The organism is Cytobacillus sp. EB106-05-05-XG126 (genome assembly GCF_058791715.1).
In genome coordinates this window covers 263075-279802 of record NZ_JBYTDU010000003.1, presented here as the reverse complement: position 1 = coordinate 279802, position 16728 = coordinate 263075, and the positions used below count along the sequence as shown (strand labels likewise).

The window sequence follows — 16728 nt, the reverse complement described above, 5'->3', positions numbered from 1 at the left end:
ATTTAAGCTCGGAGGAATAACAGGGTTATATCCCCCAGGCTTCTTTTTCCTTCTACTCTGCTTCCGCACGGATGCGATCAGCTAAATCCTTCGCCCAATCAAATTCACTGTAAATGTCTTCATACAAAGGCTGTGCTGCTTCTTCCATCTCAGCTGAAAACTCTTCTGAAGGAGCTGTAAACTTTAAGCCATTGTCTTCGAGGAATTTCTTATCTTCTTCATAGCTCTTCTCAAGGAGGTCAAATTCATAATCTGCAGCTTCTTTTGAAGCCTTTTCGATAATTTTCTGCTGCTCTTCCGTCAAACCGTTCCAAAAATTACTGTTGATAATATATAAGTTAGGGCTGAACATATGCTTTGATTCCAAAATATCGCTTTGCACCTCATACCAGCCTGATGCCCTAACTGTAGCAATTGGGTTGTCCTGGCCATCAACTACTTTTTGCTCCATCGCTGTGAATACTTCAGAGATTGGAAGAGGAGTCACATTAGCGCCAAGTAATTTTCCCAGCTCAATATAGTTTGGTATATTCGGCATTCTCAGGCGGAGTCCATCAAGATCTTCTAAGCTATCAATCGTTTTGTTTGAGGAAATCATCCTAAATCCATTTGCACTCCAGGCAAGGGGCTTTACACCATGTTCAGATTCAAGGTCTTCTGTCAATTCATCGCCAATCGGCCCATTCAATACCTTTTTTGCATGGTCAAAATCTTTAAATAAGAATGGCCATTCCGGGGCGGCCATTTTCGGAATGTCAGCCTGCATGATCAAACCGGGAATTCCCATTTCGATTGTCCCGTTGCGGACACCATCATAGAATTCTTTCTCGGCACCCAATGTACTGTTCGGGTAAAGCTGAACTTCCAGCTCGCCGTTAGTTTCTTCTTCTACTATTGTTTTAAACTTTTCTTTCAATGCCACGTTTTGGGGATGGTCCTCAGCAAAGTAATGGGCTACCTTGATTACCTTTTTCTTTCCCCCTCCATCTCCGCCTCCTGCTTCCTCCCCGCCGCAGCCGGTGAGGATTAGGAAGCTTGCAAGTGCGGTGGCTGCCAATCCAAATAACTTCTTGTTTTTCATCTTTATCTCCCCTTCGTTTTTTTGCTGCAAATATCTAAAGCTGTTCATTGTTCTATAATATAAAACCAGGTTTTGTAATATACACAAAAAGGAAACAGCGATTCTCTTTATAAAAATTGCTGTTTAATATCCGCAGAGCACTGATTTTTCCGTTTATAAGAACAGAAGTGAAATCTGCGGAATGACAATAATGATCAGCAGTGTGAATACCATCGCAAAGAAAAATGGCACAATTGCCTTAGATAACTGTTCCAGTGACAGCCCTGAAATCCCTGCACCTACAAACAAGTTTACGCCTAGCGGCGGTGTTATGAACCCAATTGCCAGGTTTACGATCATAATAATCCCGAAATGAATCGGATCGTACCCAATTTGCAGGGCAACCGGCAGGAGGATTGGCGTTAAAATGATAATTGCTGCAATCGTGTCCATAAAACACCCTACAATTAAGAGTAATAAGGTAATGAGCATCATGATAATAAGCGGCTCGCTCGAAATGGAAATCATGGCTTCAGCAATTTGATTTGGTATTTGTTCAAGAGTCAATAACCTGCCAAATGCCGTAGCGGCTCCGACAATAACCAATACTGATGCAGTCGTTAAGGCAGAATCAACAAATATCTGCGGCAAATCTTTTAGCTTCAATTCTTTATATACGAACACACTGACGATTAAGCCGAAAACAACAGCAACAACCGCTGCTTCTGTTGGTGTGAAGATACCGCCATATATGCCCCCTAAAATAACAACCGGAATCATAAGAGCCCATTTAGCTTGCCAAAGAGCTGTTAGGATGCCTTTTAAGGTTGTATCTTGATTTGATCCCGTATAGCCCATTTTTTTAGAATGGATATAAGAATAAACCATTAACCCAATTCCCACTAATATCCCAGGAATGATTCCGGCAATAAACATATCTCCTATTGAAACACTGCCGGAAACACCGTAAATAACCATTGGAATACTCGGAGGAATAATGACGCCAATTGACCCCGCTGCTGCTACAACTGCAGTCGCAAAACGTTTATCATACCCTTTCTGAACCATGGCCGGTATCATAATTCCGCCGATCGCTGCAACGGTTGCCGGACCGGAACCGGATATAGCTGCAAAAAACATGCAAGTGATGATAGTTGCCATTGCAATCCCGCCCGTTTTATTGCCGACCATTGAATCAGCTACATTGAACAGGCGCTTGGATATTCCGCCCTTCCCCATGATTTCGCCGGCGATAATAAAGTATGGAACAGCCAGCAGCGGGAAAGAGTCAACTGAGTTGGTTAATTCTTTCATCAGGAATTCAACTGGCATACTGCCGGTATATAAAATGGTGAATAATACGGCTAACCCGATTGCGATTCCTATTGGAACAGTTAAAAATAGAAATGCGGCAAATGAACCAAATAATACCCCTGCCATTCAGAACCTACCCCCTTAAAGTCTAGATCACATTTATATTTTGTTCAGCATCTTTAGGCAGTTCATGAGTTTTATCAAAGTTTTTAATCGATATAATATTGCCTATGATATTTTGAATCAATCGGATGCCCGCAAGTCCCATGCCAACCGGTGGAGCCAGATATACAACGCCTGTCGGAATTTGAAGTGCAGGTGTTGTCTGGCCAAACATCAAGAGCTGGGATGCAATACCGTAGCCATAGAACACTACATATACGCAGAATACTAAAAAGAGGATATTAGAGATGAGTGAAAAATAAATTTTCGTTTTATCTTTAAAAAGAATGAGTGCGGCATCCACTTTGATATGGCGATGATGCTTGACAGCGTAGCTGATCCCGATATAGATAAGCCAGATGAAGCAGTACCGCGCAAGCTCTTCAGACCATGACAGGGAATTTGACATCACATAGCGCATAAACACCTGTACAAAAATAACGGAAACCATGATCGACGATAAAACGAATAGTATGTATTTTTCAAAGTTTTCGTCCAGCCATCTTAGTACTTTTAGCAAACTGATCGCCTCTCTTCTTCAAAAAGCGGCCGGCCATCGGGCGACAACCGGCTGCTCGTTTCAAATTTATTTTGCCTTATCAACCTCAGCAAGGAACTCATCTACAATTTCGGCGCCGATTTTATCTTTGTATTTGTCAATAACCGGCTTCACAGCTTCCTGGAACTTTTCAAATTCTCCCTCTTCGATTTCTGTAAAAGTCATTTCTTTCTTTAACGTTTCGAGTGATTCGTCCGCTACTTCACGTGTACGCTCACGGTTAAACTTACCTGCTTCTACTGCTGCCTTCGAGATGATATCCTGTTGTTCTGCAGAAAGCTCTTCCCAAATCTTTTTGCTGAATAAGAAAATAAAAGGTGTGTACACATGATTTGTATTCGAGATATGCTTCTGAACTTCAGGATACTTACTTAACAATATTGTTGGATATGGGTTTTCCTGTCCATCGATCGTACCCTGCTGCATAGCTGTGAATAATTCAGTGAATGCCATTGGAGTTGGGTTAGCACCAAGGGCTTTCCAGGCATCTAAGTGGATTTCATTTTCCATGGTACGGATTTTCAATCCTTTAACATCTTCCATACCTGCAACTGGTTTTACATCGTTTGTTAAGTTACGGAAACCATTTTCCCACCAGGCCAAACCAACTAATCCCTGCTGGTCAACCATTTCAAGCATCTTATCTCCAAAAGGGCCATCCAATACCTTATCTGCCACTTCTTCATTTGGAACCGTGAACGGAAGATCGAAAACTCCATACGCCGGTATAAAGTTTACAAGCGGTGAAGTAGATGGAATGGTCACATCTAGCGTACCGAACTGAAGCATTTCAATTGCTGAACGGTCATCGGCAATCTGGCCGGAATGATAGACTTCCACTGTTAAGTCATCGGACTCTGCTTCAACAAGCTCTTTAAATTTCAAGGATGCTTCATATTCAGGATGCTTGTCATTGACCCCAATACTAACTTTGATTGTCCGCTTGCCCCCTTCTCCGCTGGCACCATCGGACCCTTTTTCAGAAGCGCCGGTCGAGTTTGAATTTCCTCCGCATGCTGCCAATACCATCGTACTGAACATTAAAATACTCAAAAATAATATAGACAACTTCTTCATCAATCTTCCCCCTCAATATTTTTAAAAATGATAGTGACTCTATGTATGCGCTATCATTGGAAGCTCACAAAACTTTTTTAATTTATAAAAACGCTTTCAAAAAACCATTAAATATTTTTAAGTTTATCACTCCTTCAATTCATTTTGTTTTACATTATAAAACTCAGTTCTGTATTCGTGAACATATTTGTATTTTAACGTCAGCTTATTTTATTTGTCAAACTATTTTTTATATTCTAAAATGGATGAGAAATTAAAACTATTTCAAAAAAATGATTGGAGTATATGTTGCTACGAAGTATTAAAGGGGAAAAGGATTTAATGATATGCTGACAAAACATTTTCAGTAAAAATTTTTCTGCATTTTTTATCTGGATGGAGATCGGGGAGGCAGAATGTAGAGTCTGCACAAAAAAGCCAATACCGGTCTCTCTGCCGGCATTGGCTTCTTATCTCCAAATATTAATCCTGAGGCAAAATCAATTTTGACCGCAAGTATGCGTTAATAAACATATCCAAATCTCCGTCCATAACTCCCTGGACGTTACCAACTTCCGTGTTGGTGCGGTGGTCTTTCACCATGGAATATGGGTGGAAAACATAGGAACGTATTTGGCTTCCCCAGCCGATGTCTTTTTGCTCACCGCGGATTTCAGCCAATTCTGCTTCCTGCTCCTCGATTTTCTTTTGATAAAGCTTTGCTTGGAGCATCTTCATGGCACGTTCACGGTTTTTGATCTGGGAACGCTCAGTCTGGCAGGTTACCACGACATTTGTCGGCAAGTGGGTGATACGGACAGCAGAATCAGTTGTGTTGATATGCTGTCCGCCGGCGCCGCTTGCACGGTATGTGTCAATTTTGAGGTCTTCGGTACGAATATCGATTTCAATTTCATCATTGAATTCCGGCATCACTTCACAGGAAACGAATGAAGTATGGCGGCGGCCTGATGAATCAAATGGAGAAATCCTGACAAGGCGGTGCACCCCTTTTTCCGCCTTCAAGTAGCCATAAGCATTATGTCCCTTGATGCTAAGCGTAACACTCTTGATCCCCGCTTCATCTCCCGGCAGGTAATCCAGGGTTTCCACCTTGAAGCCTTTCTTCTCAGCCCAGCGTGTGTACATGCGAAGCAGCATGCTGCCCCAGTCCTGTGACTCGGTTCCGCCTGCACCTGGATGCAGTTCAAGAATAGCATTGTTTTTATCATATTCTTCGCTTAAAAGAAGCTGAAGCTCAAAATCGTTCAGGCGCTTTACCAAATCCTTAAGCTCTTCCTCAAGATCGGCTTGCAATTCTGCGTCGCTCTCTTCTTTTACGAGCTCATAAGTTAATTCCAGATTCTCAAACACTTCGTATAAATCGTGGAATTCAACTACCTGGTCTTTCAGTGAGTTTGATTCGCTGATCACAACCTGTGCCGCCTGCTGGTCATCCCAGAATCCAGGCTGCAGCATGACATCGTCTAGCTCAGCGATACGTGCCTCTTTGTTTTCTAAGTCAAAGAGACCCCCTAAAGTCCGCTAAAATCTTAGCTGTTTTTTCAAGTTCATTTCGAATATCTGCTAATTCCATTTTGGTCACCTCGAAAATTATTTTTACCTATATGTTGCCCGTTGATTTCCGCTGCGAGCACTTGCTTTCCGCGGGGAGGAACGGGAGCCTCCTCGGCTTCGCCTGTGGGGTCTCCCGCTCCCTCTCCTCCCGCAGGAGTCAAGTGCCCTCCGCTCCAATCAACTCAGTATATTAAATCTAGTTTCCTGCTTAAAAAGAATAGCTCTACAGAAACAGCTTTGTCAAAAAGGAGAAGCCGGCAAAGCTGTTGCCGGCTCGGATGTTTAATTCAAATGAGAAATAAATTTTTAACGTCGATAACTGTCTAGCTCCAGCGCCTACCCCCTCGAGGTCACAAGCCAATCCTCCCAAAAAGGCAAAGAACGCCTTTCCGGGAGGCTCGTCTTGTGCTTGTCGGGGGTGGGCAAGGCGCTTCCGCTTTTCTATTCTGCACCACAGCAGTTTTTATATTTCTTGCCGCTGCCGCAGATGCATTGGTCGTTGCGTCCAACGTCCATCTGCTTGACGACAGGTTTTTTCTTAACCTTTTCACCGTCTTCTTTCGGGTTGACGGCCTGGCCTTTGGCCACTTCCTGGCGCTCGAGGTTGTTGCGGATTTCAGCTTTCATGATGTACTTGGCTACATCCTCTTCAATGGATGCAATCATGTTTTCAAACATGGCAAAGCCTTCTCCCTGGTACTCACGGAGCGGATCTGTCTGGCCATACGCACGCAGATGGATTCCCTGGCGAAGCTGATCCATTGCGTCGATGTGATCCATCCACTTGGAGTCAACGGCACGAAGCACGATAACTTTTTCAAATTCACGCATTTGTTCAGGACTAAGCATTTCTTCTTTTTCATTATAGCGTTCTTTAACCTTGGCAAAGATGGTTTCGGCAATTTCCTCCGTATCCTTGCCGCGGATGTCATTTACAGTAAGGTCACCTTCATTAAGAAGGTTGCCATTTACATAGTCAATGATACCCTGCAGGTTCCAGTTTTCTTCATCTTCATGTCCAGGTGCATATCCTTCTACATTGCGCTGAATGCTGGTCATGATCATCTTTTCAACAATCTCTCTCAAGTTCTCAGACTCAAGAACTTCGTTTCGCTGACCATAAAGAATCTCACGCTGCTGACGAAGAACATCATCGTAAGAAAGAAGCTGCTTACGTGCATCGAAGTTGTTGCCCTCAACGCGTTTTTGCGCAGATTCAACAGCTCTTGAAACCATTTTACTCTGGATTGGCTGAGTGTCATCCATTCCAAGGCGTTCCATCATCGATTTCATATTGTCAGAACCGAAACGGCGCATCAATTCATCTTCCATGGAAAGGTAGAATTGCGTGACACCCGGGTCTCCCTGACGTCCGGAACGTCCGCGGAGCTGGTTATCGATACGTCTGCTTTCATGTCGCTCTGTACCAATAACGCAAAGACCGCCAAGTTCCTTTACACCTTCGCCGAGCTTGATATCCGTACCGCGTCCTGCCATGTTTGTGGCAATTGTTACAGCACCCTGCTTACCGGCATCCAGGATGATTTCCGCTTCACGGCCATGGTTCTTCGCATTTAGGACGTTATGCGGAACACCTTTTTTGCTCAGGTATTTAGAGATGATTTCAGATGTTTCGATCGCCACTGTACCGACGAGCACAGGCTGTCCTTTTTTATGACGCTCGGCAATATCTTCTACGACAGCACGGAATTTGCCATCCATTGTAGCATAAATCAAATCTGCTCTGTCATCACGGGCGATCGGACGGTTTGTCGGAATCACCACAACGTTCATATTGTAGATATTTCGGAATTCCTCTTCTTCCGTTTTCGCCGTACCAGTCATACCGGCAAGCTTTTCGTACATACGGAAATAGTTCTGGAATGTAATAGTTGCAAGGGTCATGCTTTCGTTCTGGATTTCCAGGCCTTCCTTCGCTTCGATCGCCTGGTGAAGCCCATCGCTGTATCGGCGGCCCTTCATCAGACGGCCGGTAAATTGGTCAACGATGACAATTTCATCATCCTGAACGACATAATCGACATCCAGGTGCATGCTGGAATGTGCCTTTAGTGCCTGTGTAATATGGTGGTTAAGTGCAACATGCGAAATGTCGAAAAGGTTATCGATTCCAAAAGCCTTCTCTGCTTTTGTCATCCCTTCTTCAGTCAGCTGCACGCCTTTTGTTTTTTCATCATAGGTGTAATCTTCGTCTTTTTTCAGGCGGCTGACAAACGCATTGGCCTGAATATAAAGCTGTGTAGACTTTTGGGCTGAGCCGGATATGATCAGTGGTGTACGCGCTTCGTCAATAAGAATGGAGTCAACCTCATCGATTACAGCATAGTGAAGAGGACGCTGGACCTTCTGCTCTTTGTAAAGAACCATGTTATCGCGAAGGTAATCAAACCCAAGCTCATTGTTAGTGCTGTATGTGATGTCAGCCGCATAGGCAGCCTGTTTTTCTTCTTTGGAAAGTCCGTTTAAATTAAGACCAACAGTCAGGCCAAGGAATTCGTAGAGCTGACCCATTTCAGTGGCGTCACGGCTTGCGAGGTATTCGTTGACCGTTACTACGTGCACGCCTTTTCCTGTTAAGGCATTAAGGTAAACCGGCATAGTTGCAGTCAGAGTTTTACCTTCACCCGTTTTCATCTCGGAAATGTTTCCGTCATGAAGGGAAATCCCCCCCATTAACTGAACCGGATATGGATATAAGCCAAGAACGCGCTTCGCTGCTTCACGGACAACCGCAAATGCTTCAGTCAGCAGATCATCAACTTTTTCGCCCTTTTGATAGCGGGCTTTGAATTCTTCCGTTTTCTCGCGCAGCTGCTCGTCCGATAATTTTTCCATATCAGATGCAAGGGCATCGATTTCTTCTGCCATTTTGGTGAGGCGTTTTATTTCGCGTTTATTTTGATCAAACACTTTATTTAAAATCCCAAGCATTAAAAACGCTCCTTTATGTTGGATATGACAGCTCTTTATCCAGGGCTGGACATATCTGATTTCATAGTTAATATCATTGCACAGGTAGTAATAGATTCGCTATTTCCCGGCAGAATCCTCCCATGAAAATTCACATTATTTCTTATTAATATTACCACTTTGAGAGGGGGGTGACAACTTATGCCGCATGCGGGGTTATTCCAGATCTTTAATTTGCTGATATTCTGGTTTCGGTAAATATACTCTTCCTTTTTTTGAACCGGAACATGGCAGTTTACTGGATGAGAGAAGTTTTTTTGCTATATCTCCTGAAGAAATGTGAAGAAAACTGCAGATTTGTCTATTTTTCAATGGAGAATCATTGTTTAGGAGGAATAAGTCCTTAATAGCTAAAACGTGAGCATTCATGTCTTTGGATTGGCATTTGGTGCAAAACCATGTTCCATAATGGCGTTTCATTGGATATGAAGAGCAAACCCTGCAGATAACTCCTGTTTGTATATCAGATCTTGAGATTTCATAATGCTTTAGGATATCAAAATTTTTTGGGGTGTGTTCTTTTAGAAGAGAGCGGGAGATTTTCTTTATATCTTTTGGAGTTAAGACTTCCTTTTTATAGGCAGCCTTTATTTTTTCAATAGTTTTCAGAAGGAATTGAACATGAAGAACTCTTTGGAGCATTTCCGCGTGGCCTGGAGCGGTTTTAAGAATGGTAGAGGGTTTGCTGATGATGATGAAAAACTCAATCGGGATATTGATATTGCGTTTTAATAGCCATTTTTTCATTTCAGAGCATTGTACTCTGGCTTGCTCTACCGGATTTGGATAGCCTTTGACTTCACCTTTGCTATTTGTTTGGATTAACTGGTTGAAATCAGGATCAAAATATAAAGTTCCGCCGTAGTTTTTCACTTCTAAAATTAAAGCAAATGAATGGCTTAAGATTAGCGTGTCAATCTGAAAGAAATGTTTCCCGTTTGAGAGGCGCAGATCATGGAGGATTACATACTCTTTTTCCGGCAGTTTGCTTAAGTGAAAGTCAACGGCTTGCTCACCTTTATAACCTGCTAATCTCTTCGTTTGATCTGATTCGATCATTAACCTCTTTGGGTGATTTTTTGAAATTCTTTTCAGCAATGCGTGATTTTTTTGGATACGGACAGGGATAAATCGGTCTTTTTCAATCAAAAGCAGCACTCCTTTTTGGTTATGACAATACAATTCGTGTAAGGCATCAGATTTCCCTGCTGTTTGGCCTCATTTTTGCATCATTTTCGATGTCTAAATGGGATATCGGTCTGTTGGCCAGGTATATCGGTCAGATTTAATATTTATCGGCTTCTTTCTAGATTTATCGGTCAGATTTCCCAGTTATCGGTCAGCTTTTCAATATATCGGTCAGTTCGCGAAACATCAGCATTCCCGTAAAAATAAAAACAGAGAGCAGCGATGCTCTCCATTTTATGAATTCGACGATTCAATCAGTTCAACAATAGTTTTCTCGACTGCGTCGTAAATCTCGCCATAATAAGTGGAAACCCGGTTGGCATTGATGCCGTATAACTCTCCGAATTCTTTCTGAGTGAGATTTTCCTTTACAGGAGCTATTGTGCTTACAAGGTATCGGAGGCCGGCAACATAGTTATCAGGCTTTTTAACCTGTTTGCCGGTTTTCCCGAGGTACTCCATCCAAAGTGAAATTCCCATGCCGATCAGCCATGGCTCTTCATCGGCTTTTATCATATCGTCCCGGAACATGTCGGCAACCTGCTCTGCACCCTTGGTAGGCCAGTCGAAATTGTCCATATTTGGTCCCGCTAATGATTTTGGCGTGTCATTCATAAGGTCAATGAGGAATTCAGCCATGTATTCTTGAGGATTCTCATATTCAGATTCTTCGAAGGAGTATTGGATGTAATCTGCAAACTGCGCAGCATTATCTCCCGGCAGGTCAAATATAGCAGGAAATGCCACATACTCTTCTCCATAAGGAAGCAGCATGGCAAAGGCAAAGTTCCCTTCACTGACTTCCATATCACCAAATAGGGAGACATTGTAAACCTTTCCGGTCAGACAATCCTCGATAACTGCTCTGTCTTCAGTCACTTCAATTAATTTTCCAGCTGCAGCTTTGCTGTTCTCCCAAGACTTCAAAATGTTTTTTAAGCGGGGGCGCGTGACGGCTGGCAGCTTAGAATGGATGAACTCATCCATTACGGACTCCACATCGTCCAGCGTGCCAAAAAGAACATACCAGAAAGAGTGCACAAATTCATAGAACTCTTTTTCCTGCGGTTCAATGTCTTCAAGTATTTCCAAAAGATCTTTGAAATCCTCTTTCATGTCTTCCGCAAAGTGAGTAAGTGCAAAGACCCTTGCTTCCTTTTGAAGCTCAATAACTTCGTGATTCAATACATCCTTTATCGAAACAGCATCCCTGCTGCCGCAGCATTTTTTATATTTTTTTCCGCTCCCGCATGGGCACGGTTCGTTTCTGCTTACTTTTACTGTTGACATCTTCTAAATCTCTCCTACCAAATTCGTTTAACTATACTATCCTAACATTTATCAGCCGTTTAGGCATTAATCAAGAGGATTTTAACATATGGCAGGTTAAGGAAGCTTATTATGTGCACTTTATTAGTTGGAATTAGCTGATTTCGGTCACTTCATCAGTCTAATCGGTCAGTTTTTTATTTTATCGGTCACTTTCCAGAAATATCGGTCACATTTTTCTTTTTATCGGTCGGTTTCCCAATATATCGGTCAGTACGCGTCCTAAAAGCTTTCCAGCAGCAGGCCGATAGTAAAAACAAAAAAAACGAAGAGCATCACTCTCCGCTTTTCCATTTTTCACTTCTTTTTCATAAAAGCCAAAACATCCAAATCAATCTTTCCCGCTTCCTGCTCGCGGGCTTCGAAGTTTTCAGTATGAATAAAAGCAGTTAATGCTTTCAATAGCTGTTCATCATCCTGACCAGCCTTTAAATAATCGAGCCGAGTTAATTCCCGAACAAGCTCCTCTTTTACCTCACCTTCAATGGCCGCAACCCTTTCGTTCTTTGACGGTGCAAAATAGAGCTGCTGCAGATGATAAATCCGAATCAGCTCGGTAATCGGCTCCGGATGGTCATCAACCCGCAAGTCGATGTAGCGGTCGTTAAATCCTCCGTATCCGCCAGCTTCTTTCACTACAAGAAGGGCTGCGGATTGCTGGCCCCGGCTGTCACCGCCAGCTGCCTGGCCTGCATTCAAGGCGGCAAGCAGGCGCTCAGCCAGAGTGCCGTCTGTTGAGATAAACGTTTGGCCCATTACCTCAACCGTTTTTTCATCCACAAGGATATTCCCCTGCGCGGCAAAGTGATGTCCGGTCATCCCTCCAGCCCAATCATAGCAGCCTTCCCCTGTGAACGTTGCCGGGTTTCCCATGCTATCCAGCAGTCCGACCTGGCGGAGCTCTTTTTCGGGATCATCTTTAGTAATGATTTCAAGGGCTTCCTCGGCCGTTTTCCCCTCTTCCATCAATTGCAATGCACGCGGTCCATATGAAGTATTGGCGTATGACTGAGTCGCAACAGCTCCAATACCCACTTTTGCAAAGGGCACTACTGCACCAACCCCGAGAAATTTCGATTGAACCGCGATTCCCCATTCTTTTTCTTTCGGATCATATCCAATTATGGAAAATGTCATATAAACCCTCCTCTATCCTAAAACAAGTCCTCCGTATACAAGCGCTCCAGCGATAACATAAGCCGGATGGACTTTAAGCCTTTCCATTAAAAAGAAGCTAACCAGCCCGATGAAAAGGGTCTGCCAGATGCCGGCACCTTCGTATGCTGAGAAAAAGAAGTCATACGTCATAATGCCAAGCAGGACCGCGATAACCGGCCGGATATAAGTAGTCATGCGCTTGACGCGCGGCGATTCCTTATACTTCATAAGAAGTCCGAGCAAGGCAATCATCAGAATCAGCGATGGAGCTACAGTGGCGAAGACTCCCACGATGGCTCCAAGGATTCCTCCCTGTTCATAACCAATATAGCCGGCCATTTTCGTTGCAATCGGTCCCGGCAGAGCATTGCCCATTGCCAGCATTTCACTGAATTCATTTGTTGTGAGCCAGCCATAATGGTCAACCACTTCATTCTCAACCAGCGGAATGGATGCCGGTCCCCCGCCGTATCCAAGAATCCCCGGAATGAAGAATGCCAAGAAGATCTGAACGTAAATCATGCGAGATTCCTCTCCTTTTTTGCCTCATTTTTATCCGCTTTATCTTTTTTCAGGAGAGCCCCTGTCAGTAAAACAAAAATGATAATCGCAGGATGAATATTAACGAATTCAAGAAGAACTAAGCTTACGGCCACAAAAAGGAGCGTCCAGCCCCAGCCCAGAGATGATTTCGAGGACTTTTTAACAAAGTCCCAAGTGAGTGTTGCCAGCATCACAGCCACAACTGGAACGACTGCCTTTGTCATGCCAGCTACCCATGGCTGGTCTTTGAATGTATTTAATGCGGTAAGAAGAATAATCATAAGGACAATTGTTGGTACCATAGTTGCTGTAAGTGCAGTGACCATGCCCAGAATGCCGCCAACACGATAGCCGATATAACCGGCCATTTTTGTGGCAATCGGACCGGGAAGTGCGTTGCCCAGCGCCAGCACATCGCCGAATTCATCCGTATCCATCCATTTATATTTATCAACAACTTCTTTATGGACAAGCGGAATCGACGACGGGCCGCCGCCATATCCCAGAATGCCAACGCGGAAAAAAGCCATAAAGATGTCAGCCTGCTTCATGATGCCATCACCTCTTTTCAATTTGAACGTACTCCACTTTGGAAAAAGCAGATGAAGGAGCGGCCATTTTTTCCGCTCCCCAGTATCTTTTATATGGTTATTTTCCTCTTATATGCGTGCTGCTTCCTCACTTTTTATTACCAGGCGGCGATTGATCCGTCTGTTCGCGCTTCGGTTCCGCCCATAAGCACACCTGTTTTCGGGTCACGCCAGATAATCTGGCCGCGCCCGAATCCGCCGGTATCAACGGTTACCTCGATTTGGTGGCCTTTGCGCACTAAAGCCTGGGCAATATGATTAGGGAAGTGCGGCTCCACCTGGACCTTTTTCCCTTCAATCCACTGCCATCTTGGCGCATCAAGGGCAGCCTGCGGGTTCAAGTGGAAATCCACTGTATTCATGACCACCTGCATATGCCCCTGCGGTTGCATATAGCCTCCCATCACACCGAACGGCCCAACCGCTTCGCCGTCTTTTGTCAGGAATCCAGGGATAATCGTGTGGTACGTTTTCTTCCCTGGCTTCAGTGCATTATGGTGCTCCGGATCAAGTGAGAAGTCATGCCCACGATTCTGAAGGGCAATTCCCGTTCCCGGAACGACAAGCCCTGAGCCAAAGCCCATATAGTTGCTTTGGATGAAGGAAACCATATTGCCTTCGCTGTCTGCAGTCGCCAGATACACAGTACCTCCGCGCGGCGGCTGATATGGCTCAGGTGTTATGGCTTCCTCGCTAACCTCACTGCGGCGGGATTCACCGTACTCCTCTGAAAGCAATTCTTCAACTGTCACTTTCATTTCAGCCGGATCTGTAATAAATGCCTTGCCATCTGTGAAAGCTAACTTCATCGCTTCGATTTGTTTGTGATAGGTATCCGCTGTTTCTTTATCACCGAATTCAAAGCCTTTAGCAATGTTTAAACCAAGAAGAGCCACAAGCCCCTGGCCGTTCGGCGGGATTTCCCAAACATCATAGCCACGATAGTTTACTTTGATGGGGTCCACCCATTCCGCCTTGTAATCTGCAAGGTCTTCTTTTGATAAGAAAGCATTGTATTTTTGTGAAAAAGCATCAATTTTTTCAGCGATCTCCCCACGGTAAAAGCTTTCGCCGTCTGTTTCGCCAATGGCTCTTAAAGTGGCAGCATGTCCCTCAGAACGCCAGACCTCGCCAATTTCAGGAGCCCGTCCATCCGGAGCAAAGGTTTCAAACCAATGCTGGAATTCGTCGTCCGTTAAAATCTGTTTGAACTTTTTATACGCATACTGCCAGTACTTGCCGAGGATCGGTGTTAGAGGATAGCCTTTTTCCGCATAATCAATGGCAGGCTGAAGGACTTCTTTTAACGGAAGCCTGCCGAATCGCTTGGAAAGCTCAGCCCACGCGGATGGAGCACCAGGCACCGTAACCGGCATCCAGCCGTGTGTTGGCATTTTTTCAAAGCCTCTTTCCTTTAGAGCTTCTATGCTAATGGACTTTGGAGCAGGGCCGCTTGCATTCAAGCCATGCAGTTCCCCTTTCGTCCAGACGAGGGCAAATGCGTCGCCGCCGATTCCGTTGGATGTCGGTTCAACCACTGTAAGAGCAGCCGCTGTAGCGATCGCTGCATCTATGGCATTTCCGCCTTTTTTCATGATATCTAGTCCAGCCTGTGCCGCCAGCGGCTGAGACGTTGCGACCATGCCGTTGTTTGCCATGACGGTTGTTCGCTGGGATGGGTATGGGTGGTGTTGGAAATCAAAATTCATGGAGTTCACCTCTGTATTAAAGTGTTAAAATAGTTAATTCTGATTATAACAAATTATTTAAAAATTATGTTGGTATTTATTTCGGAAAACTAAACTATTTTGAAATATTGACAAAATAGTAAATATCCAATATGATGTACCTATAAATTGAATAGTTTCTCCTAAAGGGGAGTAGCTTTTACAGCAGAGTCGTCATTACGGAGCAGTTGCTCTCGGCTTTGTTGGCAATTTCAACAATTGTTAGCAAGACCTTTACCAATATGGTAGAGGTCTTTATTTATGGGCCTTTACCACCGCGGTAAAGGCCCTTTTTATATACGAGCCCGCACCGCAGAACGTTTGACTTTATAAAATGGAGGAATAGGTAGAAGGAAAATTACCTGAAACTTTATCATGATCAGCACGTAAAGTAGGAAACAGCAAAACTGTGGTGTGAGCGAGCAGCTCCCCCCTATATAAAATTAGAGGAGAGATCTTTGTTGATTTTACGAAAATATATGTCAATGCTTGGAATTGGTTCTGCGAAAATTGATCTGCAGCTGCCAAAGCTTCAATATTCACCTGGGGAAAATGTGAGCGGAATCTTCCTGATTGAAGGAGGAACCATTGAACAGCAGATTAAGCGGATTGAGTGTGATCTGGTCATGACATCGCCTGAGGATGAGAAGGAGGAAGTGATCGGGACAGCGACCATTCTGTCCACCAAAGTCATTGAATCAGAAGAAACCAACAAAATGGACTTTAACTTTAAGCTGCCTGAAGATATTCCCTGCTCTGCGCCTGACCGGATTTTTCAATTTAAAACAAGATTAATTTTTAACGAAGGCGTCAAAAGCGCCGATCTGGATAAAATCACGATTATTCGATAACCAATCCTAAGGAGGAAAAAACGAGTGTAACATATCCCCTCTTACCCTATATAAATTATAAAAAGAGGAGATTCATACCTAATTGAACACTTTGCAAAAGTGGCTAATTCTATTTACATTTTGAAGCATACTTGAAACAAGCTATCTATCAGCTGCCACACTTGAGGTGAAAAACCCGCCGCGCATTCAGGTGGCAGCTCCCATTCAGCGAATGAACTAGAAAAAGGTGAACGAAATGAAGTTTCTCAAACGCATCAAATTTGTATTTAAATTTTGGAAGTTTCTGCCCTTCCTGAAAGAATATTTTTTATCACCGGAAGTATCGGCTGGCAAAAAGCTGTTCCCAGTAGCGGCCGGACTTCTGTATATCCTTCTGCCGCTCGACCTTGTTCCAGACTTCCTGTCGATCTTCGGCTTTACGGATGATATTGTCATTACATCGTTTGTTCTTCAGCAGATGGTGAAGATGGCACCGGAGTCGTTGAAGGAGAAATATAAGGTGCTGGAGGAATGATGCTTTTGAAGCCTGTGTTATGCAGGCTTTTTTATTTTGCTATTTTTTAAGGAAGGTCTGACTTCAGACTTAAAACCTCCTCCTTTCTGCCGATATTATGTAAGGCGA

Annotated in this window: 14 protein-coding genes; 2 read left to right on the top strand and 12 right to left on the bottom strand. The window is 43.9% G+C overall.

Going from position 1 to position 16728, the window contains the following annotated elements; genetic code table 11:
- Positions 1–52: 52 nt before the first annotated feature.
- The 12 genes from AC3WTL_RS14365 to AC3WTL_RS14310 all read right to left on the bottom strand — a co-directional run bounded on the left by AC3WTL_RS14365 (position 53) and on the right by AC3WTL_RS14310 (position 15237).
- Entirely contained in the window at positions 53–1081 is a 1029-nt protein-coding gene (locus AC3WTL_RS14365) for a TRAP transporter substrate-binding protein (protein ID WP_248349626.1), read from the bottom strand.
- 153 nt (positions 1082–1234) lie between these two features.
- Entirely contained in the window at positions 1235–2500 is a 1266-nt protein-coding gene (locus tag AC3WTL_RS14360; protein WP_492369628.1) for a TRAP transporter large permease, read from the bottom strand.
- A gap of 22 nt (positions 2501–2522) precedes the next feature.
- Positions 2523–3056: a TRAP transporter small permease gene (locus AC3WTL_RS14355; RefSeq protein WP_222498908.1), complete on the bottom strand. Its 534-nt coding sequence runs from the start codon at positions 3054–3056 to the stop codon at positions 2523–2525.
- A gap of 66 nt (positions 3057–3122) precedes the next feature.
- Positions 3123–4172 (bottom strand): TRAP transporter substrate-binding protein, encoded by a 1050-nt coding sequence (locus AC3WTL_RS14350; protein WP_163142107.1) that lies wholly within the window; start codon positions 4170–4172, stop codon positions 3123–3125.
- Positions 4173–4634: 462 nt separating this feature from the next.
- Positions 4635–5748, bottom strand: a protein-coding gene (gene prfB / locus AC3WTL_RS14345) for a peptide chain release factor 2 (protein WP_156185161.1) whose coding sequence is annotated in 2 segments (ribosomal slippage) — positions 4635–5675 and positions 5677–5748 — 1113 coding nt in all. Because the reading frame shifts where the segments join, the coding sequence is not laid out codon by codon here.
- A 422-nt stretch (positions 5749–6170) separates the two neighbouring features.
- Positions 6171–8681 (bottom strand): preprotein translocase subunit SecA, encoded by a 2511-nt coding sequence (secA, locus tag AC3WTL_RS14340; protein WP_222498904.1) that lies wholly within the window; start codon positions 8679–8681, stop codon positions 6171–6173.
- Between the two features lie 195 nt (positions 8682–8876).
- Positions 8877–9869 carry a nuclease-related domain-containing protein gene (locus tag AC3WTL_RS14335; protein WP_222498902.1) on the bottom strand — a complete coding sequence of 331 codons (993 nt, stop codon included), beginning with the start codon at positions 9867–9869 and terminating at the stop codon, positions 8877–8879.
- A 273-nt stretch (positions 9870–10142) separates the two neighbouring features.
- Complete coding sequence (locus AC3WTL_RS14330; protein ID WP_222498900.1) at positions 10143–11198, bottom strand: YecA family protein; 1056 nt, start codon at positions 11196–11198, stop codon at positions 10143–10145.
- A gap of 336 nt (positions 11199–11534) precedes the next feature.
- Positions 11535–12374 (bottom strand): DUF1028 domain-containing protein, encoded by an 840-nt coding sequence (locus AC3WTL_RS14325; RefSeq protein ID WP_222498898.1) that lies wholly within the window; start codon positions 12372–12374, stop codon positions 11535–11537.
- Between the two features lie 12 nt (positions 12375–12386).
- On the bottom strand, positions 12387–12917 hold the full coding sequence (locus tag AC3WTL_RS14320; protein WP_163144171.1) for a chromate transporter: 531 nt from the start codon (positions 12915–12917) through the stop codon (positions 12387–12389).
- Complete coding sequence (locus AC3WTL_RS14315) at positions 12914–13489, bottom strand: chromate transporter (RefSeq protein ID WP_222499207.1); 576 nt, start codon at positions 13487–13489, stop codon at positions 12914–12916. Before AC3WTL_RS14315 ends, AC3WTL_RS14320 begins: the two co-directional genes overlap by 4 nt.
- A 137-nt stretch (positions 13490–13626) precedes the next feature.
- The gene (locus tag AC3WTL_RS14310) at positions 13627–15237 is read right to left on the bottom strand and encodes a gamma-glutamyltransferase family protein (protein WP_222498896.1); all 1611 of its coding nucleotides are present in this window, start codon (positions 15235–15237) and stop codon (positions 13627–13629) included.
- Between the two features lie 479 nt (positions 15238–15716).
- Here AC3WTL_RS14310 and AC3WTL_RS14305 point away from each other — a divergent pair, with 479 nt between their 5' ends.
- Together AC3WTL_RS14305 and AC3WTL_RS14300 are read left to right on the top strand one after the other, a co-directional pair.
- Positions 15717–16106, top strand: coding sequence for a sporulation protein (locus tag AC3WTL_RS14305; RefSeq protein ID WP_222498894.1), 390 nt, complete (start codon positions 15717–15719; stop codon positions 16104–16106).
- Positions 16107–16341: 235 nt separating this feature from the next.
- Positions 16342–16620, top strand: coding sequence for a YkvA family protein (locus AC3WTL_RS14300; RefSeq protein ID WP_222498892.1), 279 nt, complete (start codon positions 16342–16344; stop codon positions 16618–16620).
- The last annotated feature ends 108 nt before the right edge of the window (positions 16621–16728 follow it).

Coding starts and splice junctions, on each gene's coding strand:
- secA (WP_222498904.1), bottom strand. CDS start 8,681: ATGCTTGGGATTTTAAATAAAGTGTTTGATCAAAATAAACGCGAAATA.
- AC3WTL_RS14300 (WP_222498892.1), top strand. CDS start 16,342: ATGAAGTTTCTCAAACGCATCAAATTTGTATTTAAATTTTGGAAGTTT.
- AC3WTL_RS14325 (WP_222498898.1), bottom strand. CDS start 12,374: ATGACATTTTCCATAATTGGATATGATCCGAAAGAAAAAGAATGGGGA.
- AC3WTL_RS14350 (WP_163142107.1), bottom strand. CDS start 4,172: ATGAAGAAGTTGTCTATATTATTTTTGAGTATTTTAATGTTCAGTACG.
- AC3WTL_RS14310 (WP_222498896.1), bottom strand. CDS start 15,237: ATGAATTTTGATTTCCAACACCACCCATACCCATCCCAGCGAACAACC.
- AC3WTL_RS14365 (WP_248349626.1), bottom strand. CDS start 1,081: ATGAAAAACAAGAAGTTATTTGGATTGGCAGCCACCGCACTTGCAAGC.
- AC3WTL_RS14360 (WP_492369628.1), bottom strand. CDS start 2,500: ATGGCAGGGGTATTATTTGGTTCATTTGCCGCATTTCTATTTTTAACT.
- AC3WTL_RS14320 (WP_163144171.1), bottom strand. CDS start 12,917: ATGATTTACGTTCAGATCTTCTTGGCATTCTTCATTCCGGGGATTCTT.
- AC3WTL_RS14330 (WP_222498900.1), bottom strand. CDS start 11,198: ATGTCAACAGTAAAAGTAAGCAGAAACGAACCGTGCCCATGCGGGAGC.
- AC3WTL_RS14315 (WP_222499207.1), bottom strand. CDS start 13,489: ATGAAGCAGGCTGACATCTTTATGGCTTTTTTCCGCGTTGGCATTCTG.